Source organism: Enterobacter sp. K510 (genome assembly GCF_055804875.1).
In genome coordinates this window covers 282,398-300,320 of the sequence record NZ_JBNRLQ010000002.1, presented here as the reverse complement: position 1 = coordinate 300,320, position 17,923 = coordinate 282,398, and the positions used below count along the sequence as shown (strand labels likewise).

Annotated in this window: 10 protein-coding genes and 1 tRNA gene; 6 read left to right on the top strand and 5 right to left on the bottom strand. The window is 50.9% G+C overall.

Annotated elements, in window-relative coordinates:
* The first annotated feature begins 185 nt into the window (after positions 1 to 185).
* On the top strand, positions 186 to 2,381 hold the full coding sequence (locus ACQUTD_RS03915) for a TonB-dependent siderophore receptor (protein WP_473273800.1): 2,196 nt from the start codon (positions 186 to 188) through the stop codon (positions 2,379 to 2,381).
* Between the two features lie 45 nt (positions 2,382 to 2,426).
* Here ACQUTD_RS03915 and cbl read toward each other — a convergent pair whose 3' ends face one another.
* Together cbl and nac are read right to left on the bottom strand one after the other, a co-directional pair.
* The gene (gene cbl, locus ACQUTD_RS03910; protein ID WP_072568945.1) at positions 2,427 to 3,377 is read right to left on the bottom strand and encodes an HTH-type transcriptional regulator Cbl; all 951 of its coding nucleotides are present in this window, start codon (positions 3,375 to 3,377) and stop codon (positions 2,427 to 2,429) included.
* A gap of 99 nt (positions 3,378 to 3,476) precedes the next feature.
* On the bottom strand, positions 3,477 to 4,394 hold the full coding sequence (gene nac / locus ACQUTD_RS03905) for a nitrogen assimilation transcriptional regulator NAC (protein ID WP_072569475.1): 918 nt from the start codon (positions 4,392 to 4,394) through the stop codon (positions 3,477 to 3,479).
* A 331-nt stretch (positions 4,395 to 4,725) separates the two neighbouring features.
* On the opposite strand from nac, the gene ACQUTD_RS03900 reads away from it, so the two are divergent.
* A tRNA-Asn gene (locus ACQUTD_RS03900) sits at positions 4,726 to 4,801 on the top strand.
* 161 nt (positions 4,802 to 4,962) lie between these two features.
* Positions 4,963 to 6,225, top strand: coding sequence for an integrase arm-type DNA-binding domain-containing protein (locus ACQUTD_RS03895; protein WP_473273798.1), 1,263 nt, complete (start codon positions 4,963 to 4,965; stop codon positions 6,223 to 6,225).
* A 464-nt stretch (positions 6,226 to 6,689) separates the two neighbouring features.
* Here ACQUTD_RS03895 and ACQUTD_RS03890 read toward each other — a convergent pair whose 3' ends face one another.
* The 3 genes from ACQUTD_RS03890 to ACQUTD_RS03880 form a co-directional block, all read right to left on the bottom strand.
* The gene (locus ACQUTD_RS03890; RefSeq protein WP_473273797.1) at positions 6,690 to 7,574 is read right to left on the bottom strand and encodes an integrase domain-containing protein; all 885 of its coding nucleotides are present in this window, start codon (positions 7,572 to 7,574) and stop codon (positions 6,690 to 6,692) included.
* An 827-nt stretch (positions 7,575 to 8,401) separates the two neighbouring features.
* Positions 8,402 to 8,623 carry a helix-turn-helix domain-containing protein gene (locus ACQUTD_RS03885; RefSeq protein ID WP_473273795.1) on the bottom strand — a complete coding sequence of 74 codons (222 nt, stop codon included), beginning with the start codon at positions 8,621 to 8,623 and terminating at the stop codon, positions 8,402 to 8,404.
* Positions 8,620 to 9,081, bottom strand: a complete 462-nt coding sequence (locus tag ACQUTD_RS03880; protein WP_473273793.1) for a hypothetical protein — start codon at positions 9,079 to 9,081, stop codon at positions 8,620 to 8,622. The genes ACQUTD_RS03885 and ACQUTD_RS03880 overlap by 4 nt, the downstream gene beginning before the upstream one ends.
* A gap of 377 nt (positions 9,082 to 9,458) precedes the next feature.
* Here ACQUTD_RS03880 and ACQUTD_RS03875 point away from each other — a divergent pair, with 377 nt between their 5' ends.
* The 3 genes from ACQUTD_RS03875 (at position 9,459) to ACQUTD_RS03865 (ending at position 17,912) form a co-directional block, all read left to right on the top strand.
* Entirely contained in the window at positions 9,459 to 11,405 is a 1,947-nt protein-coding gene (locus tag ACQUTD_RS03875; protein ID WP_473385608.1) for a hypothetical protein, read from the top strand.
* A gap of 226 nt (positions 11,406 to 11,631) precedes the next feature.
* A complete protein-coding gene (locus ACQUTD_RS03870; protein ID WP_473273790.1) occupies positions 11,632 to 16,488 on the top strand; it encodes an NACHT domain-containing protein in 4,857 nt (1,618 codons plus the stop codon).
* Positions 16,485 to 17,912: a hypothetical protein gene (locus tag ACQUTD_RS03865; protein WP_473273789.1), complete on the top strand. Its 1,428-nt coding sequence runs from the start codon at positions 16,485 to 16,487 to the stop codon at positions 17,910 to 17,912. Before ACQUTD_RS03870 ends, ACQUTD_RS03865 begins: the two co-directional genes overlap by 4 nt.
* The last annotated feature ends 11 nt before the right edge of the window (positions 17,913 to 17,923 follow it).

The following is a 17,923-nucleotide window of genomic DNA, read 5'->3' as shown; positions in this document are numbered from 1 at the left end:
TCTTGCCGTCGCCCGCAAAAAATTCACAAAATCTAACAATTCATATTGCTAATGATAACCATTATCGGCAAAATTCTTATTCTCAAAAAATAAATGTTCCCTTTCGTGCTGATTTTATTGATCTAATTCCGGCGTGATGCCGCCTGGCGTTCACGCGGATTATGTATAAAAACTAAGGAATGATAATGAACACCTGCAAAAAGACGCTCTGGGCGCTTAACCCGCTATTTCTGGCTATGATAACGCCCGCGCTGGCACAGCAAACCAGTGAACAGGATATGGTGGTATCCGCCAGTCGCACTCATCGCACCGTAGCCGAAATGGCGCAAACCACCTGGGTTATTGAAGGCGCAGAGCTGGAACAGCAGGTTAAAGGCGGCAAAGAGCTGAAAGACGCGCTGGCGCAGCTGATCCCTGGCATGGATGTCAGCAGCCAGGGCCGCACGAATTACGGCATGAATATGCGTGGCCGCGCAATTGTGGTACTGATTGACGGCGTGCGCCTGAACTCCTCGCGCACCGACAGCCGCCAGCTGGACGCCATCGATCCGTTCAACATCGAGCATATCGAAGTGATCTCCGGCTCCACCTCCCTTTACGGCGGCGGCAGTACCGGCGGGCTTATCAATATCGTCACCAAAAAAGGCCAGCCGGACACGCAGGTGGAATTTGAAGCCGGCAGCAAAACCGGATTTAACAGCAGTAAAGATCATGATGAGCGGGTGGCAAGCGCCATCTCCGGCGGAAACGACAAAATTTCCGGGCGCATGGCTGTGGCTTACCAGAAGTTTGGCGGCTGGTATGACGGTAACGGCGATGCCACGCTGCTGGACAATACCCAGACCGGCTTGCAGTATTCCGATCGTCTGGATGTGACGGGCACCGGCACACTGGCAATTGATGATACACAGCAATTGCAGGTCGTCAGCCAGTATTATAAAAGCCAGGGCGATGAAGACTACGGCCTGTTCCTCGGGGAGAATTTCTCGGCGGTAACGGGTAACGGTAAAGCGTACGCCAGTAAGGGTCTGAATTCGGACCGTATACCGGGTACCGAACGCCACCTGATCAGCATGCAGTACTCAAATACGGATTTCCTCGGCCAGGAGCTGGTGGGCCAGGTTTATTATCGCGATGAATCCCTGACCTTTTATCCGTTCCCGACTGTCGCAGGCAGCGCGGTGACCAGCCTCTCCTCCTCGCAGCAGGATACCGATCAGTACGGCGCAAAACTGACGCTGAACAGCAAACCGCTGGACGGCCTACAGCTTACTTATGGGCTCGATGCCGATCACGAGCGCTTTACCTCCAATCAGATGTTCTTCGATCTGGCAAAATCCAGCGCCTCCGGCGGTCTGAATAACCAGAGCATCTATACCACCGGGCGCTATCCGGGCTATGAGATCACCAACCTCGCCGCCTTCCTGCAATCCAGCTACGACGTCAACGATCTGGTTACCCTGAGCGGCGGCGTACGTTACCAGAAAACGCGTAATGCCATTGATGATTTCATCGGTTACACGCAGCAGCAGGCGATTGCCAAAGGCACGGCCCGCTCGGCTGACGAAATCCCTGGCGGCACCACCGACTATGACAACTTCCTGTATAACGCCGGGATCCTGTTGCATCTGACCGAACGCCAGCAGGCGTGGGTGAACTTCTCCCAGGGCGTGGAATTACCGGATCCGGGGAAATACTACGGCAACGGCACCTACCGCCTGGTCAACGGCCACTATCGTCTGCTGAACAGCGTCAACGTCGGACAGTCGAAACTCCAGGGGATCAAAGTCGACTCCTACGAGCTGGGCTGGCGCTATACCGGCGATGCCCTGCGCACACAGCTGGCCGCCTATTATTCCCTGTCGGATAAGTCCATCTCTATTAACCGCAGCGACATGACCATTAACGTCGATGACGATAAGCGCCGCATTTACGGTGTGGAAGGGGCGGTGGATTACTTTATTCCGGAAACGGACTGGAGCACCGGCGTGAACTTTAACGTGCTGAAATCCGAAACCCGCGTTGACGGCAAATGGGAAAAGTGGGATGTGAGTTACGCCAGCCCGTCAAAAGCCACTGCTTATGTCGGCTGGGCGCCGGATCCCTGGAGCCTGCGCGTGCAGACTACGCAGTCCTTTGATGTTAGCGACGCGAACGGCAATAAAATTGACGGCTACAACACCGTTGATCTGATCGGCGGCTACGCCTTACCGGTGGGGAACCTGGCGTTCAGCATTGAGAACCTGCTTGATAAGGATTACACCACCGTCTGGGGCCAGCGCGCGCAGATGCTCTACAGCCCGACCTATGGCGCATCCTCCCTCTATGAATACAAGGGTCGTGGACGCACCTTTGGTGTGAATTATTCCGTCCAGTTTTAAGTCCTGAACCCGCTGCCCGGCTTCTGCCGGGCAGATCACCCTTCGCTAAATCTGATAATCAATCGCCACGTCGTCCGGCTCCATCGCCTGACGTTTGATCTCATCCAGCGACAGCCCGGCGTTACACAGTTCGATAAAGCGCCAGACATAGTTACGCTGCAGCTGGCCGCGCTTCAGCCCCAGCCAGACCGTATTGGCGTCAAACAGATGACGGGTATCCAGACGCACCAGGCCGCCGGATTCCAGCCCGTCACCGGACTGCTCCGCCACCAGGCCAATGCCCAGCCCCAGCTCTACATAGGTGCGGATCACGTCGGAGTCCTGCGCACTCAGCACAATATCCGGCGCCAGCCCTTTGCGCATAAAGGCTTCGTCGATACGCGAACGTCCGGTGATCCCCTGACGATAGGTGATAATCGGCCAGCGGGCGATCTCCTCCAGCGTTAACGGATTGACGGTATTTAACGGATGATCCACCGGCAGCAGCAGATTGTGATGCCAGCGGAACCAGGGGAAGGCCACCAGCGCCGGATCGTTGCTCAGCCGCTCACTGGCGATACCGATATCCGCCCCGCCATTGTGCAGCAGAGTTTCAATTTCCTGCGGCGTACCCTGGATCAGTTCCAGACGCACTTCCGGGAACAGGGCGCGGAAAGATTTGATCACCGGCGGCAGGCTGTAACGCGCCTGGGTGTGAGTCGTGGCGATGGTCAGCACGCCGGTGGCATCGTTGGTGAAGAGATCCGCCAGCCGCCGCACATTGCTGGCCTCGTTAAGAATACGCTCGGCAATGACCAGCAGCGCCTTACCCGGCTCGGTCATGCCCAGCAACCGCTTGCCGCGCCGGATGAAAATCTCAATCCCTAATTCTTCTTCCAGTTCGCGGATATGACGGCTGACGCCCGACTGCGAGGTGTAAAGCATATTGGCGACTTCGGTGAGATTGAAATCCCGCCGCGCCGCCTCACGGATTATTTTAAGTTGCTGGAAATTCACCCTTCTCTCCCGGCCTTCAGACATAACGCTATTGTTAGAGTCTGAAGGCCGGCGGAACAAATAATAAAAACCTGCATCTTATGTCGAAAAGGAATAACCCTAGCCCACCAGCAGCAGCTCACGCGCCTCCAGCGACGGACGGCTGACCAGCGACATCAGGATCTCTTTCACGGCCTGGGCCTGCGGTGACAGCGGCCCGCGTGCGGAGCAGTTCAGCGACAGCGGCAGGCTCATGGAGGGCGAGGTGATCCGCGCCATCCAGCCGTTAGTGGCTTCGCACAGGGAACGGGCAGCGGATTCCGGCAACACGGTGCCGCCCATCCCGCTGGCGATGGCGGCGGTCAGCGTGCCGATGGACTCGATCTCGCCGATAATTTTCGCCGTCAGGCGGCGCAGGGAGAAAGCTTCATCAACGCGCAGGCGCACCGCGCTGTAATCCCGCGGCAGGAACAGATTCATATCCGCCACCGCCGCCAGATCGACGCTCTGACCCGGGCAATCACGGGTGCCCACCAGGTAAAGATCTTCTTTCAGCAGCGGCTGGCTGGTGATGCCCGCGCCCGGCGCGCGCTCATACAGCACCGCCATATCCAGCTGACCGCTCAGCAGTTTGTCATTCAGCGACATGCCGCTGTTTTCATGCAGATAGACGGTGACGTCCGGCAACTCCATACGCACCGCCTGCAATAACGGCATGGTGATGGACGAGGCCGCCGTGCCCGGCGCAAGGCCGATCGACACCTGGCCGCGCAGCGTCTGGCCGACATTATGCACCGCCAGCTGCGCCTGCTCGCACTGACGCAGAATGGTGCGCGCATGAGCATAGAGAATTTTGCCCGCTTCCGTTGGCGTGACGCCTCGTTTGGTACGGATCAGCAACTGCTGATCCAGTTCCCCTTCCAGGGTGGCAACTTGCTGGCTCAGGGCGGGCTGCGCGATATGCAGGACTTCTGCGGCCTGAGTCAGGCTGCCAATGTCGACGATTTTCACGAAGTATTTCAGTCGTCTAAAGTTCATATTGCCTCCGGTACGGAATAACAGTGCCACGCTGGCAGTCATCATGTCGGTGGAGTTGCAAGATGCTTGCCAGTTTTGGCAAAGCCTCTCCGGTCACTCGTAACTCACCAGATAATAAGAGATTCTGATTACCCGCTACGTTTTCATCACTGAAACAGCGGTTTGAAAGCGTTCCATCAGGAGGCACCCCTGCACTGTACTGGTGCACGGATACGGGTTTCGGTGAGGAAATCAGCGGATTGCTGAATTTGTCAGCAAACGGTTGTCGACAGGCAATCCACCCTTTGACAAGCCCGGATCGCGCCGCTACTATTCGCCCCGTTCACACGATTCCTCTGTAGTTCAGTCGGTAGAACGGCGGACTGTTAATCCGTATGTCACTGGTTCGAGTCCAGTCAGAGGAGCCAAATTCCGATTCTTACGCTTCCTTACGAGTCCTTATTCAATTGTAATTCAATAAGTTAGCGTGAAAATCCTTCCCGATGCGTATTCAGTTTTCCCTCCGCATCCGGTTAATTTGGTGGTCAGATTTGGGGTCAGGTTGGTTCGATTCTGGAGTGACCCCCAAATGTCTTTAAACGATTCTAAAATCCGTAACTTAAAACCCTCTTCCAAACCCATCAAACTGTCTGATTCACACGGTCTGTATCTGCTGGTCAATCCCGGTGGTTCGCGTATCTGGTATCTCAAGTATCGCTTCAGTGGCAAAGAGTCCCGTGTCAGTCTGGGCGCGTATCCGCTGGTTTCGCTTGCTGAGGCAAGACAACGGCGTGACGATATCCGTAAGCTACTGGCGCAGAATATCAACCCTGCCCACCAGCGCATGGCTGATAAAGCCGCAGCTTCACCGGAAAAGTGTTTTAAAGCCGTGGCGCTGGCATGGCACAAAACCAACAAAAAATGGTCGGCTGATTATGCCGCGCGTATTCTCGCCAGCATGGGAAATCATATCTTTCCGGCCATTGGTCATCTGCCCGTCACCACGCTGAAAACGCAGCATTTCACGGCGTTACTATGGGTTATCGAGGATAAAGGCTTTCTCGAAGTCGCGTCCCGAACCCGGCAGCAGCTTTGCAACATCATGCGTTATGCCGTTCAGCAGGGGCTTATTGAAAACAATCCGGCGCTGCATCTGGAAGGCGTTACCGCGCCGCCGGTTAAAAATCACTATCCCGCCCTGCCGCTGGAGCGGTTGCCCGAACTGTTTAAGCGTATCGGTGATTATCAGCAGGGACGGCAGTTAACGCGGCTGGCGGTGGTGCTGACTCTCCACCTGTTTATCCGCTCCAGCGAACTGCGCTTTGCCCGCTGGAGCGAGATTGATTTCAGAAACAAAATCTGGACCATCCCCGCCACCCGCGAGGCAATAGATAAAGTCCGCTTTTCGGGCCGTGGCGCAAAAATGCGTACCCCGCATATTGTGCCGCTTTCCCGGCAGGCAATCGCCATTCTGAAACAGATACAGGAAATCTCCGGCCATCTGGAGCTGGTGTTCCCCGGCGACCACAACCCGTACAAGCCGATGAGTGAAAACACCATCAACCGGGCGCTTCGTTTAATGGGTTATGACACCAAAACTGACGTCTGCGGGCATGGTTTCCGGGCAATGGCCTGTAGTGCGCTGGTGGAATCTGAACTCTGGTCGCGGGATGCCGTGGAGCGACAAATGAGCCATCAGGAGCGTAACAGCGTGCGGGCAGCGTATATCCACCGCGCTGAACATCTCGACGCCCGCAAGGCCATGATGCAATGGTGGTCGGATTATCTGGATGTCAGCCGCGAGGGCTACGTTGCGCCGTATATTTATGCGCGGCGGCATAAGGCGGCCTGAGTCAGCGACAACGTAATGTGTTGATAATGCAAAAAGCAGATCCTGATTGAATTCGGATCTGCTTTTTTTGCGCCGAAGGTCTGCACCAGTCAGTAAAGATCGTCGGTGACTGCACCAGCGCCCCGGTTGCCGTAATATTACAGCACTGCGCCAGCTATGGCTTTTAAGCCCTTTGGCCCTTTCCGGTCTGGCGCTGTTACCGTTAGTCTCCCTTTACCCTTTCCGGCCTTTTCCTTTTACTGGCGTAATCATCAGCAAAAGCTCCGTAAACACATTAATAGGTCATACCGTTCGGAAGGGTAGTTATTAAGAGGAAACCGTACAAAAAATTTCTACGTAGAAATTTTTTGTACGAAAACCGATGAATAACCCGAAATCAATAGGAAACAGCCTGATGATATTTGACCTCAAAAATCATCAGGAAGAAACCGATGAATAAAGTAATATTTATAAGGCAACGGCTATCAATTAACTTCACCATTCCGCCCGTACACCTGCGCCACATACCGCCCGCGCCCGTCACCGTGGCCCAGAGCCATCGCCGTTAGCGCCAGCGCCTCTTTCTCGCTGAATCCCAGCGCCAGATAATGGCGGATCGCGTCGTGCGTCCACGCATAACGTAATGAGTGCGGAGTGTAATCGCCCGTCAGCCCGGCATTGGCGATCTCTCCCCGCCAGTAATTCATCGCTTTCTGGAGACTGGGCTGATCAATCAGCCTGCCATTACGTTCTTCTGCCACAGCCAACGCGTTATCCAGCGCTTTTTTGACAGCTATAGCATCCAGAATAACGGTTTCACGGGGCCGTCCGCCCTTGGTGCCGAATACCACCGTCAGCCGGGTTTCACCGCGCTCCAGCGCCTGATTCCACGTTTTTAATGACTGACAACACTGTACCGCCTCCTGCGCACGCAGCCCCAGCAGCCTTGCCAGTTCCAGCGTCGCCGCCAGCCCTGCATCTTTTTCGCGGGCTGCTTCCAGCACCTGCTGATAATACTCTGGCGTGATGGCCCGGTTGGTGCCGTTACGGGATGCGCCAGCCAGCCCTAATACCTTATTGGTCAGTCGTTCATGTTCCGCCACCTGCTTACGCCCGGCCTGTTGCAGCACGCTACGCAGCGCGGCCATTTCGTTTTGCAGCGTCCGTTTGCCGATCTCCTGCGCCAACCGCGCCTGAATATAGCATTCGATATGACGAACCTTAATCTGCGCCACCCGCTGGATCTGGATATTCAGCGAACGTAAATGCTTACTGAACCGCTGCACTACGTGAATGCGATCATCCACCGTTTTAAAACTGCCCCCAGCCTTTTTCGCCAGCGCCTTCATTTCACTGCCTAATTTGCCCATAGTTCCCCCTTGCCGCGGTTAAAAGCACAATCTGGCCCCGGCGTATGCTTTTTGGCTACGCCAGAACGATACCTTCACGCCGGGGTGGCAGGTTGTTGAGGTGTAGGGAGTTTCAGACTGTACGCGGTACAGGCTGCCTGCCAAAGCAGGAAATTCTCCGGGGCGTCATGCCCTCCTCGGTATCGATCTTTTTCTCCTTTTCTGAACCGACAGCGGCCTGAAAACGGCGTGTCAGTGTGGGGGATTGAGAGCGCAGGCCAGATTTTCCGTGGCTTACGTCAGCGTGGTGGAACGGCGTCACTTGCGCCCGCGTTGCGGGACTCAAGTGACGCCCGGTCAGGTGTCGTGCCCTGAAAGAGCACATTCTGGTGCAGGTTTACGGTCACGCGGCCGCAAATGCCTTACGGCAAATGCAGGCCGCAGCCCGTTAGGTAAAAGGCGCTGATTGTCAGCAGGTGTGAACTGGCCGGGATAATTTCCGGCATGGTGCAGATTCAGGCCAGTAAACTGGCGCAGTGAAGGGGTGCATCGTGTGTCAATCTTAACCTCTGCCGCAGTATCTGCGACCCGGCATTTTTGCAGAGGCCCTGCCGGTAAAACGGAACGACCATCACCTGACGGGTCAGGCGCTTCTTTCAGGTCATGAAGCTTTGGGCGCTGTTTGAGACAGCATGGAGCAGGAGGGAGACTAGGCCAGTACCGCTGGCGCAGAAAGGAAAAATTGATTTTGCGTCAAAAAGTTTTTGGTGCGCCTGAACTGCCGCGCTTCGCTTGCCTTCTCCCGCACTTGTGACAACAAAGCAGTCAAAAGTGCGGGAGGGATTGTTTTAGCGGTTTTCCGGCTTACAGTAGCGGGAGGGCCAGATTTGCTCCGGCGCAATACCCAACGCTTCGGCAATCAGCCTTTCACCTTTGGGCCAGTGTCTAATCAGCGCGTTTGCCAGCGTGGAGGACGCCAGCCCCGCCTGACGGGAAACGGCGGCAAGCGACGTTCCCCTCTTTTTCAACCCGGCGATAATATCCGCCGGGTGCCAGTCCGGCTGTGTCATCCCGTCACCTCATCGATAAACTTCACGCCGTCGGCGGTGCGTATCCAGCGCGGCGCTTTCATCTCTGCGGTAAAATATTCTGTCAGCTCTGCCAACAGCCAGCGCAGTTGTTCTTCCTCCTGCGGCGAAAACATCCGGCAGAGTAAAAGCTGCGTCAGAGCTGAACAGTAGTCGCAGAGCGTGTCCGCGTCGGGAGCAAAACGGGGAGATGTTTCGGGCAGCGTATCGACGGTCAGACTGTCTTTCAGGTGCGGCGGGATGGGGTCTAACAGTCCCGGCTTCAGCAGCGCCAGCACAGCGGCAAGCCGTCCGCAGAGCGCCATTCTAAGCGCCGGATCGAGGCATTCCGCCTGAGCTTCGGCGAGTTTGTCGCAGTGGTCGGCCAGTACGGTGAAATCGGTATCCGCATTAAAGGAGACGGTCAGTAACGGGTGAGTCTGGTTGAGGGTCGTAGCCATAAAGGGCAGCCTCTGATGAGTGACATATATAACCACCACCAGAGGTTCCAATCTCATGGGTGGTGGAACCGGACAGGGTTGGAACTACCGGCCTCATCGACACCGGCGCGCTTTGCAGCGCCCCCGCCCGGCCCACCATTGAGATGTAGCCGTGCGCACGACACAAAAAAAGCGCTAACGCGCCTTGTGTCGTCGATGAAGTCAGTCAGGGTTCCAATCCCGGCGCCTGATTTTGCAGGCGCGGGTAAAAGATACTGCTTTAGGCTGAAAACGGCAAGGAGATATAGTTGAATACAGCTCGCAAATCGTTATAAAGGTAAGTATTAACCACTAAAGGATCATCTTTATAAATCTTACGGAGGGGACCAATGGATAACATGGAACAACAGATTGTAAAGCTGGGGCCGCCAGTAGGAAAAGCAGACGCTTATTTACCTCTGGAGCTTATGGAACCGAAAACGTTTGAGCTATTTTGTTGTGAACTCATAAAAAAACGGTTAAAAAATGAAGATGGCGAGATAATTGACGCCATGACAATTGGTATTTCCGGTCAATCGCAATTTGGCGCCGATATTATCTCACATCGTCGGTATGACCATCAGGATATTTACTCGCTATACGAAGTGAAACGTTATAAGAAATTTAGTGTCGATGACTACATTACCGCCGCTAACCGTTTTCTCGACAACCGGGATAAATGGCAGGTTCATATCAATGAATTTTATATTTTCCTCTGTGTAAAAGCCTCAGCAAAATTAATATCCGAATACAAAACACAAGAAAAATGGTTTAAAACGCTGAATATCACGCATCGTTTACTTGATAAAGAAATAATTCACGACTGGCTGAAAAATTTGTATTGTCCGGATCTGCTTTATCGCTTTTGCCATGAGAGTTGGGTGTCTCTCTTTTATGGCGAGCGGGCACTGTTGAATATCAAAAACTATGGCTTGTGGGACTATAATGAATCTTCTGCCTGGCGAAATTATACGCACCCATATGAATATATTAATGGTGATAGCTATAGACTTCAGAACGACCATGTTTTTATTCAGGGTTTTTTACCTAACTTGAAAGGTGACAACCTTTCTTGTTTTATTGATTTTCGCAATGGTCGCTATAGCCATGTATTACTAACGATGAGTCAGAGTAACCTGCTAAATTCAGCCTTCGAAGGGGCCGGTAGCCCACCGGAAGCGGGAGTCAGACCATGGGTTTTAAAAGAATCTCATGCCGAAAATTATTATTGCGATATTGGAAACTGCCGTCTTCTGCTTACCTTAAATGAAACCCGCTCGCTCTGTGAGGCTTTTGACAAATTCTGGAAATGCTACAAACAGCGTATGGAAAAGATTGACCGGATTTGCCGAACAGTTGATTTCTCAAACAGTACGCCACTCGGCGATAATATCCATCTCATTACCATTCCTTTCTGGCTATGGGGTCGCATCAACATCTTTTGTCAACATCATGACTATCTCGATACTGAAGGCGAGTGGTCGATATTTAACCCTGTGCGCGAGCGTATTATGGTCTTCACTCGGCATAAAGACGAGGTAATGAACGAAGGGCATCACGTCACACTATTAGCCAGCCGCGATCCCAATTGTCATCGCCTGACTAATCATCGCGTAGCGCTAATCTGGCAACCTCCCAGTCGCTATGAACTTGATAATATGGAAGAGGACGCCATCGGACCGCGTAATTACTGGGATGCGCTGACGACATATCGTTGGCTGATGGAGAAATTAATCCCTGTAGCGGATAGCTGGTTTTGCGCAAATTTTTTTCCAGAACGCAGAGGCTGGCAACGGCTGCCATTTCGCGCACCCCGCCATATTCCCTATACATCCGATGATATTTATTCCAACTACCAACCGGAAAGTAATATCTCTGTTGAACAGGTAGACAGCATACCGAGCCTACTGGCGTTGTTAACAGAGCTACAAGATTTTTTTAATATCTACACTCACCGGGTATACTTTAAGGCCAATGAGTTTGAGCAACTTTGCGACGCTTTTCTCTATTTGTTAAACAAGACTACCGTCAATTACTGGGGTTATATCCGCAGTAGCGTCGGCGCTTCGCAGGAAGACCATGAGTCCGTGGTAACAACATTGCAAAAGTATCGGACAGAAAGTACGGTTCATGAAAAGAATTCGTCACTGTATGACTATCTGTTTCGCGGCATGATGGCGCTCTTTCGCGATGGCGACTGCCATATTAACGAAGTGGAAGCGATGAAGGTTGCAATGTTGCTGCGCCCCTTTGTGGATAAGGTGTCAGAGGGACGTTTTTTGCGGCGCTGTCAGAGGCGGTTATAAACTATCCTGCCAATACGCTTTATCCACAGCCACTCTGCCATGGTTTCGTGTTGCTCGATTAGGCTTTCAGTAACGGCTGATTTTCTGGATTAAGGTGGCAAACAATGCTACCTGCTGTTCAGAGGTTTTTTATCTCTTTGTTTTACTAATAAACCATCCGTAAAATAAGCCGTAAGAACAGGTAGAATAGTGCTAAAGCACTGCATTCATTATATGAAGGTGAAACTTGTCTGATATCAATCTGAACGGTCCCGCAAATGGCGGTGGAGCAGCAACCAGTAGTGGTATTTTATTTCAGCAGCAGTTGGGGGCTCACTTTGCCGCGCAGATCCTGTCTGGTAGCAGACTCGATGCACGATTAGGGCTGGGCGAGGCGTCTCCCGTCTGGTTGCGCTTTGAAACCGAAGCGCCCGTTGACGATATACTGGTGGCGACATCCGTAGGTGGTTTTATCGCCATTCAGGCGAAAACAACGCTGCCGCTTTCAGATGATGAAAGAAACCCTTTTTATCGGACTGTGGAACAGTTTGTCCGACAATGGCTAACCTGCCGGGATGGCAATGGCTCTCTGGAGTGGAATCGACCTCTCGATCCGGATAAAGACCGTCTGGTTTTAGCCGTCAGTACCAAAGCTTCGGCTTCAATTCGCGATGATCTTCCTGTTGCCTTGTCTCTTTTTTCTCAGCACGGTAGCGGAGCGATGAATCAAAGGCAGGTACGAGCGTTTAGCATTTTTGAACGCTGCATTTTCACAGCATGGAAGAGCATAACCTCCGCGCCCCTACCGCCTCACCTTGTATCTGAACTTTGCCGTCTGGTTGTTGTTTTGGTGGTTGATGTTGAAAACATGGCTTTACTCGCCTGTTCACGGCTTACTCAGATCCTTGCTAAAGGCACGCAGGCAACGGCAGCATTGAGTGTTCTTACCGAAATTTGCGGAAAAATGATGTCCAGCCGTGAGGGCGGCGATCTGTCAACTTTTCGCAACGAGCTAGCAGGGAAAGGGATCGAACTCGCAGCACCTCCTCGCTACAAGGATGATATTGCCCGACTTCAACAGCATTCTCAGGAGATTGCTGCTTCCCTTAATCAATATGAGGCCATTGAAAGTCAGTCAGGCCAGCCAGTTACTCTCCGCAGGGAGTGTCAGAATGAAGTTGAGCAAGCCGTACAGTCAGGTTCGCTATTAATTATTGGTGAACCCGGAGCGGGTAAAAGCGGAGTGCTGAATGCACTGGCCCGCAGCCTGCGCGAGCAGGGAGATGATGTACTGGAACTGGCTATCGATCGCTATTCCGTTGAGTCACTTGAAGGACTGAGTCGTGAACTAAAGCTTGAGCATAGTTTAACCGACGTACTTCAAGCGTGGGATGGTCCATCTCAGGGCTGGCTGATTATAGATGCGCTGGATGCCACCAGAGGTGGTAAGGGAGAGGCCGTTTTTCGCCCCCTCATTGAGCAAGTGTTAGCTTGGGGTGGCCGTTGGCGAGTGGTTGCTTCAATACGTAGCTTTGATCTGCGCATGGGGGTAAAACTTCGTGATTTGTTTAAAGGTACCCCGCCTGTTGCTGAATGTGCTGATACTCTGTTCTCTTCAGTTCGCCACATAGTTATTCCACGTTGGTCAGATGAAGAGTTCCTTCAGCTACTGGAAAAATCGCCATCTCTATCCACGGCTCTTGAGGGGGCCTCTGACAAGCTTCGAGACCTTGCGAAAGTCCCGTTTAATACCAGACTACTGGCAGAACTGGTTTCCCAAGAGACGGGTGTCAGGTTAACTGATATTTCCTCCCAGTCAGAACTATTAAAACTGTACTGGCAATGTCGCGTTGAGGCACATGGACTTAACGCAACACGAAATATAAAAACATTAGTGGATGCCATGATTAATGCGCGTTCACTCAGTGTTTCATCCCTGCTTGCGAATACGGATGCAGACATGATCGATACACTCTGCCGCGAAGGAGTGTTGATTCGGGAACAAAATAACCGTCGGATACAGTTTCGCCATCACCTTTTATTTGACTACGCTGCGGCCCAGACATCATTCGATCCAGATACGCTAATTGCAGGGACATTACGTTTCCACAAACAACAGGCTCAGGGGCTAATGCTATCCCCGGCGCTCGGTTTTGTACTTCAGGAAATCTGGAGTTATGACAATAACCATCACCGTTTCTGGCAGGCAGTGAGTTATCTGGTCAACGATAAAGATGGCGATCCTATCATTCGTAGTTCGGCGGGCCGGATTGCGGCAGAGTATCCCACTGCTCAACATGACCTGCTCTGGCTTGCTGAACGCGTGGCTGCCGGTGATGAAAAGATGATAACCACGCTCAGTCATATCTGCGGAGCGCTGGCAATACGTTTTGAAGATGAAAAAGAGGTTGTAGCTCTTCCGTGGGTACATCTGGTAGCAGCGCTGACGCCTCAGGTTCATAAGGTCGCAGAAACATTACGTTTTCTGTTGTTCCCGCTTATCAAGCGAGTTACCGATAAACCCTTATGCGATATGTTGGGGACAGCCAGTCGCGCTGTGCTTTCCTATGCTCTTGCGCTGAGTGATCCAGATTATTTTGTCAGAAGCGCTATTCTTCTCGTTACAGATACTATCAATACCGATGTGCAGGCATCCTGCCATTTACTGGAGCAGCTTATTTCTTCCGAACGTCTCCAACATTTTGGTTCAGAAGAGATCCCCGTGCTCTGTTACAACATCAAGAAAATCGGGGATTGTGCGCCTGAGTTTGTAATTAAAGTATTCGAGTTTGTCTATAGCCACGATGTCACAGAAGAACGGGAAACAACGCTGGGAAACAGCCGAATTCTGTCTCTGAGGTCAAATTCCCGACAAGATTATGAATCGGCTCGTTATGCACTCGAAGAATATTTCTCCCGTTTTCTCGAGCAATATCCTAGTCTGGCTGTTGATGCCGCAGTGAGCGCAATAAACGGGTATGTTGCCCGACGTCATCCCTTAGATACCCCTGTGATGCATGTGTCCGTTCCGGGGCATGATATTTACCTTAAGGCCGATCGCAGCCACATCTGGGCACACGATCCTGATGGTAAACATGCTCATGACGGAGAAGTACTGGTTAAAAAATTATTTCAGCGCCTGCAAAGCGCGCCCGAACCCGACGCGCTCGTTCTGGCAAGACTGATCTGTGAAAAAGCTTCGCTGGCAATATTCTGGGCCAGACTCTTCCTGGCTGCAAATGAACGCAAAGATAGTTTAATTGATTTTCTCTGGCCTGTTGCTGCACAAGAAGCGTTTATCCAAAATGAAGATACCTGTAAAGACGCTATCGATCTGGTCGCTATGGGAATTACGTGTCGTTCAGAACATGAGCGGCAAGAACTGGAAAATTCCGCCTTTCAGTATGACTTCTCAGATTATTTTGACCCAGAGAAAGCAAAGAACTGTTTGTTGTACCGGCTGTTCGTTACCATCGGCTCAGAGAATCTTCAGACTGTACAAGCCAGAAACTTCCTGAATAACACCTCAAAGGATGGTGAAACAGCTGGTAATAAGAGGCTTTTCAACATTTCCCCGGTGACAGTCCGCACCGATATACCTTACGATTTTATCGATGGTCTGGATCGAAACGAACCAGACAACGTCACGCTTATTAATGCAGTCACGACCGCTAAAACTGCATTAGGGTTAACAATCAATAATACGCTTTCATCCGAATTATCGCTGGAGAATGTTTTTAGCATTCTCGAACCGCTACATAAACAACTCAGTCTGGAAAACGTCCATAACTATGTACGTACAACCGCAGAGGATGTCATTGTCCGGGCCTGCGCCGCTGCTGTTGAAAAGAAATTGCTACCAACGGTAAACGACGATCGGGCTGATAAACTGACATCTCATTTTTTAGATTTAGTTCATCTTGCTTCCTGTGCAACGGCTCCGATCCTATATGATGATACAGAAAAAAACTTTGAGGATGATGTTAGCTGGGGCTCTCCTGCACCGAGGATTAATGCTGCACAGATTATTCTCGATGTTGTTCCATTACGCCCCGATCTATATAAGCGCCTGAAACCAGACATTGAAAGAATGTTGGTTGATCCTCATCCAGCCGTTCGGCTACAGGCATCAGTACGCCTGCTACGGTTGTGGAATGTCGATCGGGATAGCGTATGGCGTTACCTGAGTGAACGGCTGGAGCAGGAAATCAATACCGGCATAATAGAGCATACGGTTGGGGATGGAATAAGAAATTTGTTACATATCGATCCAACGCGTTCTTTTTGCCTTATTCAGAAGCTATTGGGCCGCTTTAATGACCATCCTGAACGCCAGAAACGTATTCGCACTATGATCAGTGGCGATCTGGCAATTCTCTGGGGAGTCCATGAAGTCAAAGAAGCGTACCATATTCTTCAAGGTTGGATTAACGATCCCTCCGTTTATCATGATGAGCTTAATCAAGTCCTGTTTACATTAAGGGAAGGATTTGTTCTTGGCCTTGCCGGACAAAGTAAACCGAAGGATACAGAAGTCAGGCTTCGGGCGCTGGATATGGCCTATAGCATAATTGATGCTGCTAGTAAAAAACTGGAACAATACTCCACCCATACTGACCTGACAGAGGCCGAACGGGAAAACGTAAAACACTGCTTTACAATTATAGACAGGGCATGTCTACAACTTCGTTTCGTTTGTGAAGGGAAGCATAATTCTGATAAGACATCATTAGAATATGAAGAACTTAAGCAATTTCTGAACGAAACTGAATTGCACATGCGCCGTATTGGTGATTGCAGCACGCCACATACTGTTTATTATCTTCTGCAGTTGCTTGAAACGCTTGTTCCTGTCGATCCTGCCAAGTGTTTCGATCTGATGGCTCATGCGTTAAGCCGTGGAGAAACGTCCGGTTTCCTGAACGAAACGCTGGGAATGGAACAGTTGGTAAAAATGATGGGCGTGTTTCTTGCCGATTATAAAACCATCTTTGAGGATGAAAACAGACGAGCTCGTTTGATAGAGAGTCTGGATATTTTTCTGGCAGCCGGTTGGCCCGCAGCCAGACGCCTGCTTTACCGGCTGCCGGAATTGATTCAGTGAACGAACGTCAATTGCGTAATCAGTTTCGCGGCGATCTATCCCTATTAATTGAGGATATGACACAATCTCTTCAAAATGAGGAGCTTGATCCCTATTTGAAAGAGCGCAAAAATACGCTGCTTGAACATCATACGCGCATCCTGTTCTTCGATCGTCTTTTGACAATTCTGGGTTGGCGTCTGGGTGCAAAAGGTAATGTGGCGGAAGAAGCCAGAATAAAGGCCGAAACGACACGCTTTATGGATTACGTTGGCTTAAAGGAAGAAACAAAAGCGCCTTTAATGATTTTTGAAGCAAAAGCCTGGGATAAACCTTTTGTTTCCGCCCGTAATCCCGAAACCAGAGCCACGGACGATGATCTTATTGCCGACGCAATCCGCCATATTCTGGATGATAAGCCTGAAGATGAATCACCTGTTACAAAACAATGGCATGACTATCTGAAACAGATCATGGGTTACGTGTGTACCATGAAAAAGGAAAACGAGCATAACACCCCTTGCGCTGTTCTCTCCAGTGGGCAATGGACGGTAGTATTTACGAACCCTGTCCTTACGTTTGTTGATGGCAGGGTAAGTACAAGCGATATTAAAATTTTTAAGCTGGAAACCTACAAAAGCGATGTCGAGGCTTTATTTAATCTTTTGCATTGTTCAGTGCTGGCACAAGAAATTCCGTTTCCTTTGCGTCCTGCGCAAGTAAAAGAATATGTTGATATTGATTTATTGAACTCCGCATTTTATGCCTTACACGTTCATTATGAAGAAACAGGCAGCCATTTTTTTAGAGTAAAACCACAAGTATTGATTTATCCGGTACTCATTCTGCGACGCCATGATGACGTTTTAGCTGTTGTAGCAAACAAAGGGGAGCATTACACTCTCGAATACACACAAAATAGCGCTACAGATACAGGCGATCTCACTGCGCATTTAGATTCTATTACAGCTTGTTTTCATGAGCTTCATACTGCCTGCGAAGAAGAGTTAGGCCACAAACTGACGGTTTCCTCTATCGAAGATTTTCCGGGCTTTCCATCAGCACCTTCTACTACTAATAATTTCCCTTTGATGGTTAAAAACATAAAAAACTATCATACTGAATGGTTGGTAGTTACAGGGACCGAAAATCATTATCTTCGTAATACCCCATTGATAGATTCATGCCGTTTTCATTCATGGGCAGAATGCCATTCTGAAAATTGTGCCATTGGGATTTCCGCTATTAATATTCGTTCTACCGATCCTAAAGTTATTTTTACCGATAAGGAGATACATCATTGCGCTCATCAAGTTGTTTACGATCGTAGAAACAGGAAATGTCATCTTTTACAAATTGATGAAAGAGTCTGCTGTCAGACATGTCACTACCTCAACTTATGCTGGTCACCGACAGAACAAGAAAAGTTGCCCTGTGGTAAATAATATGCGCTCTT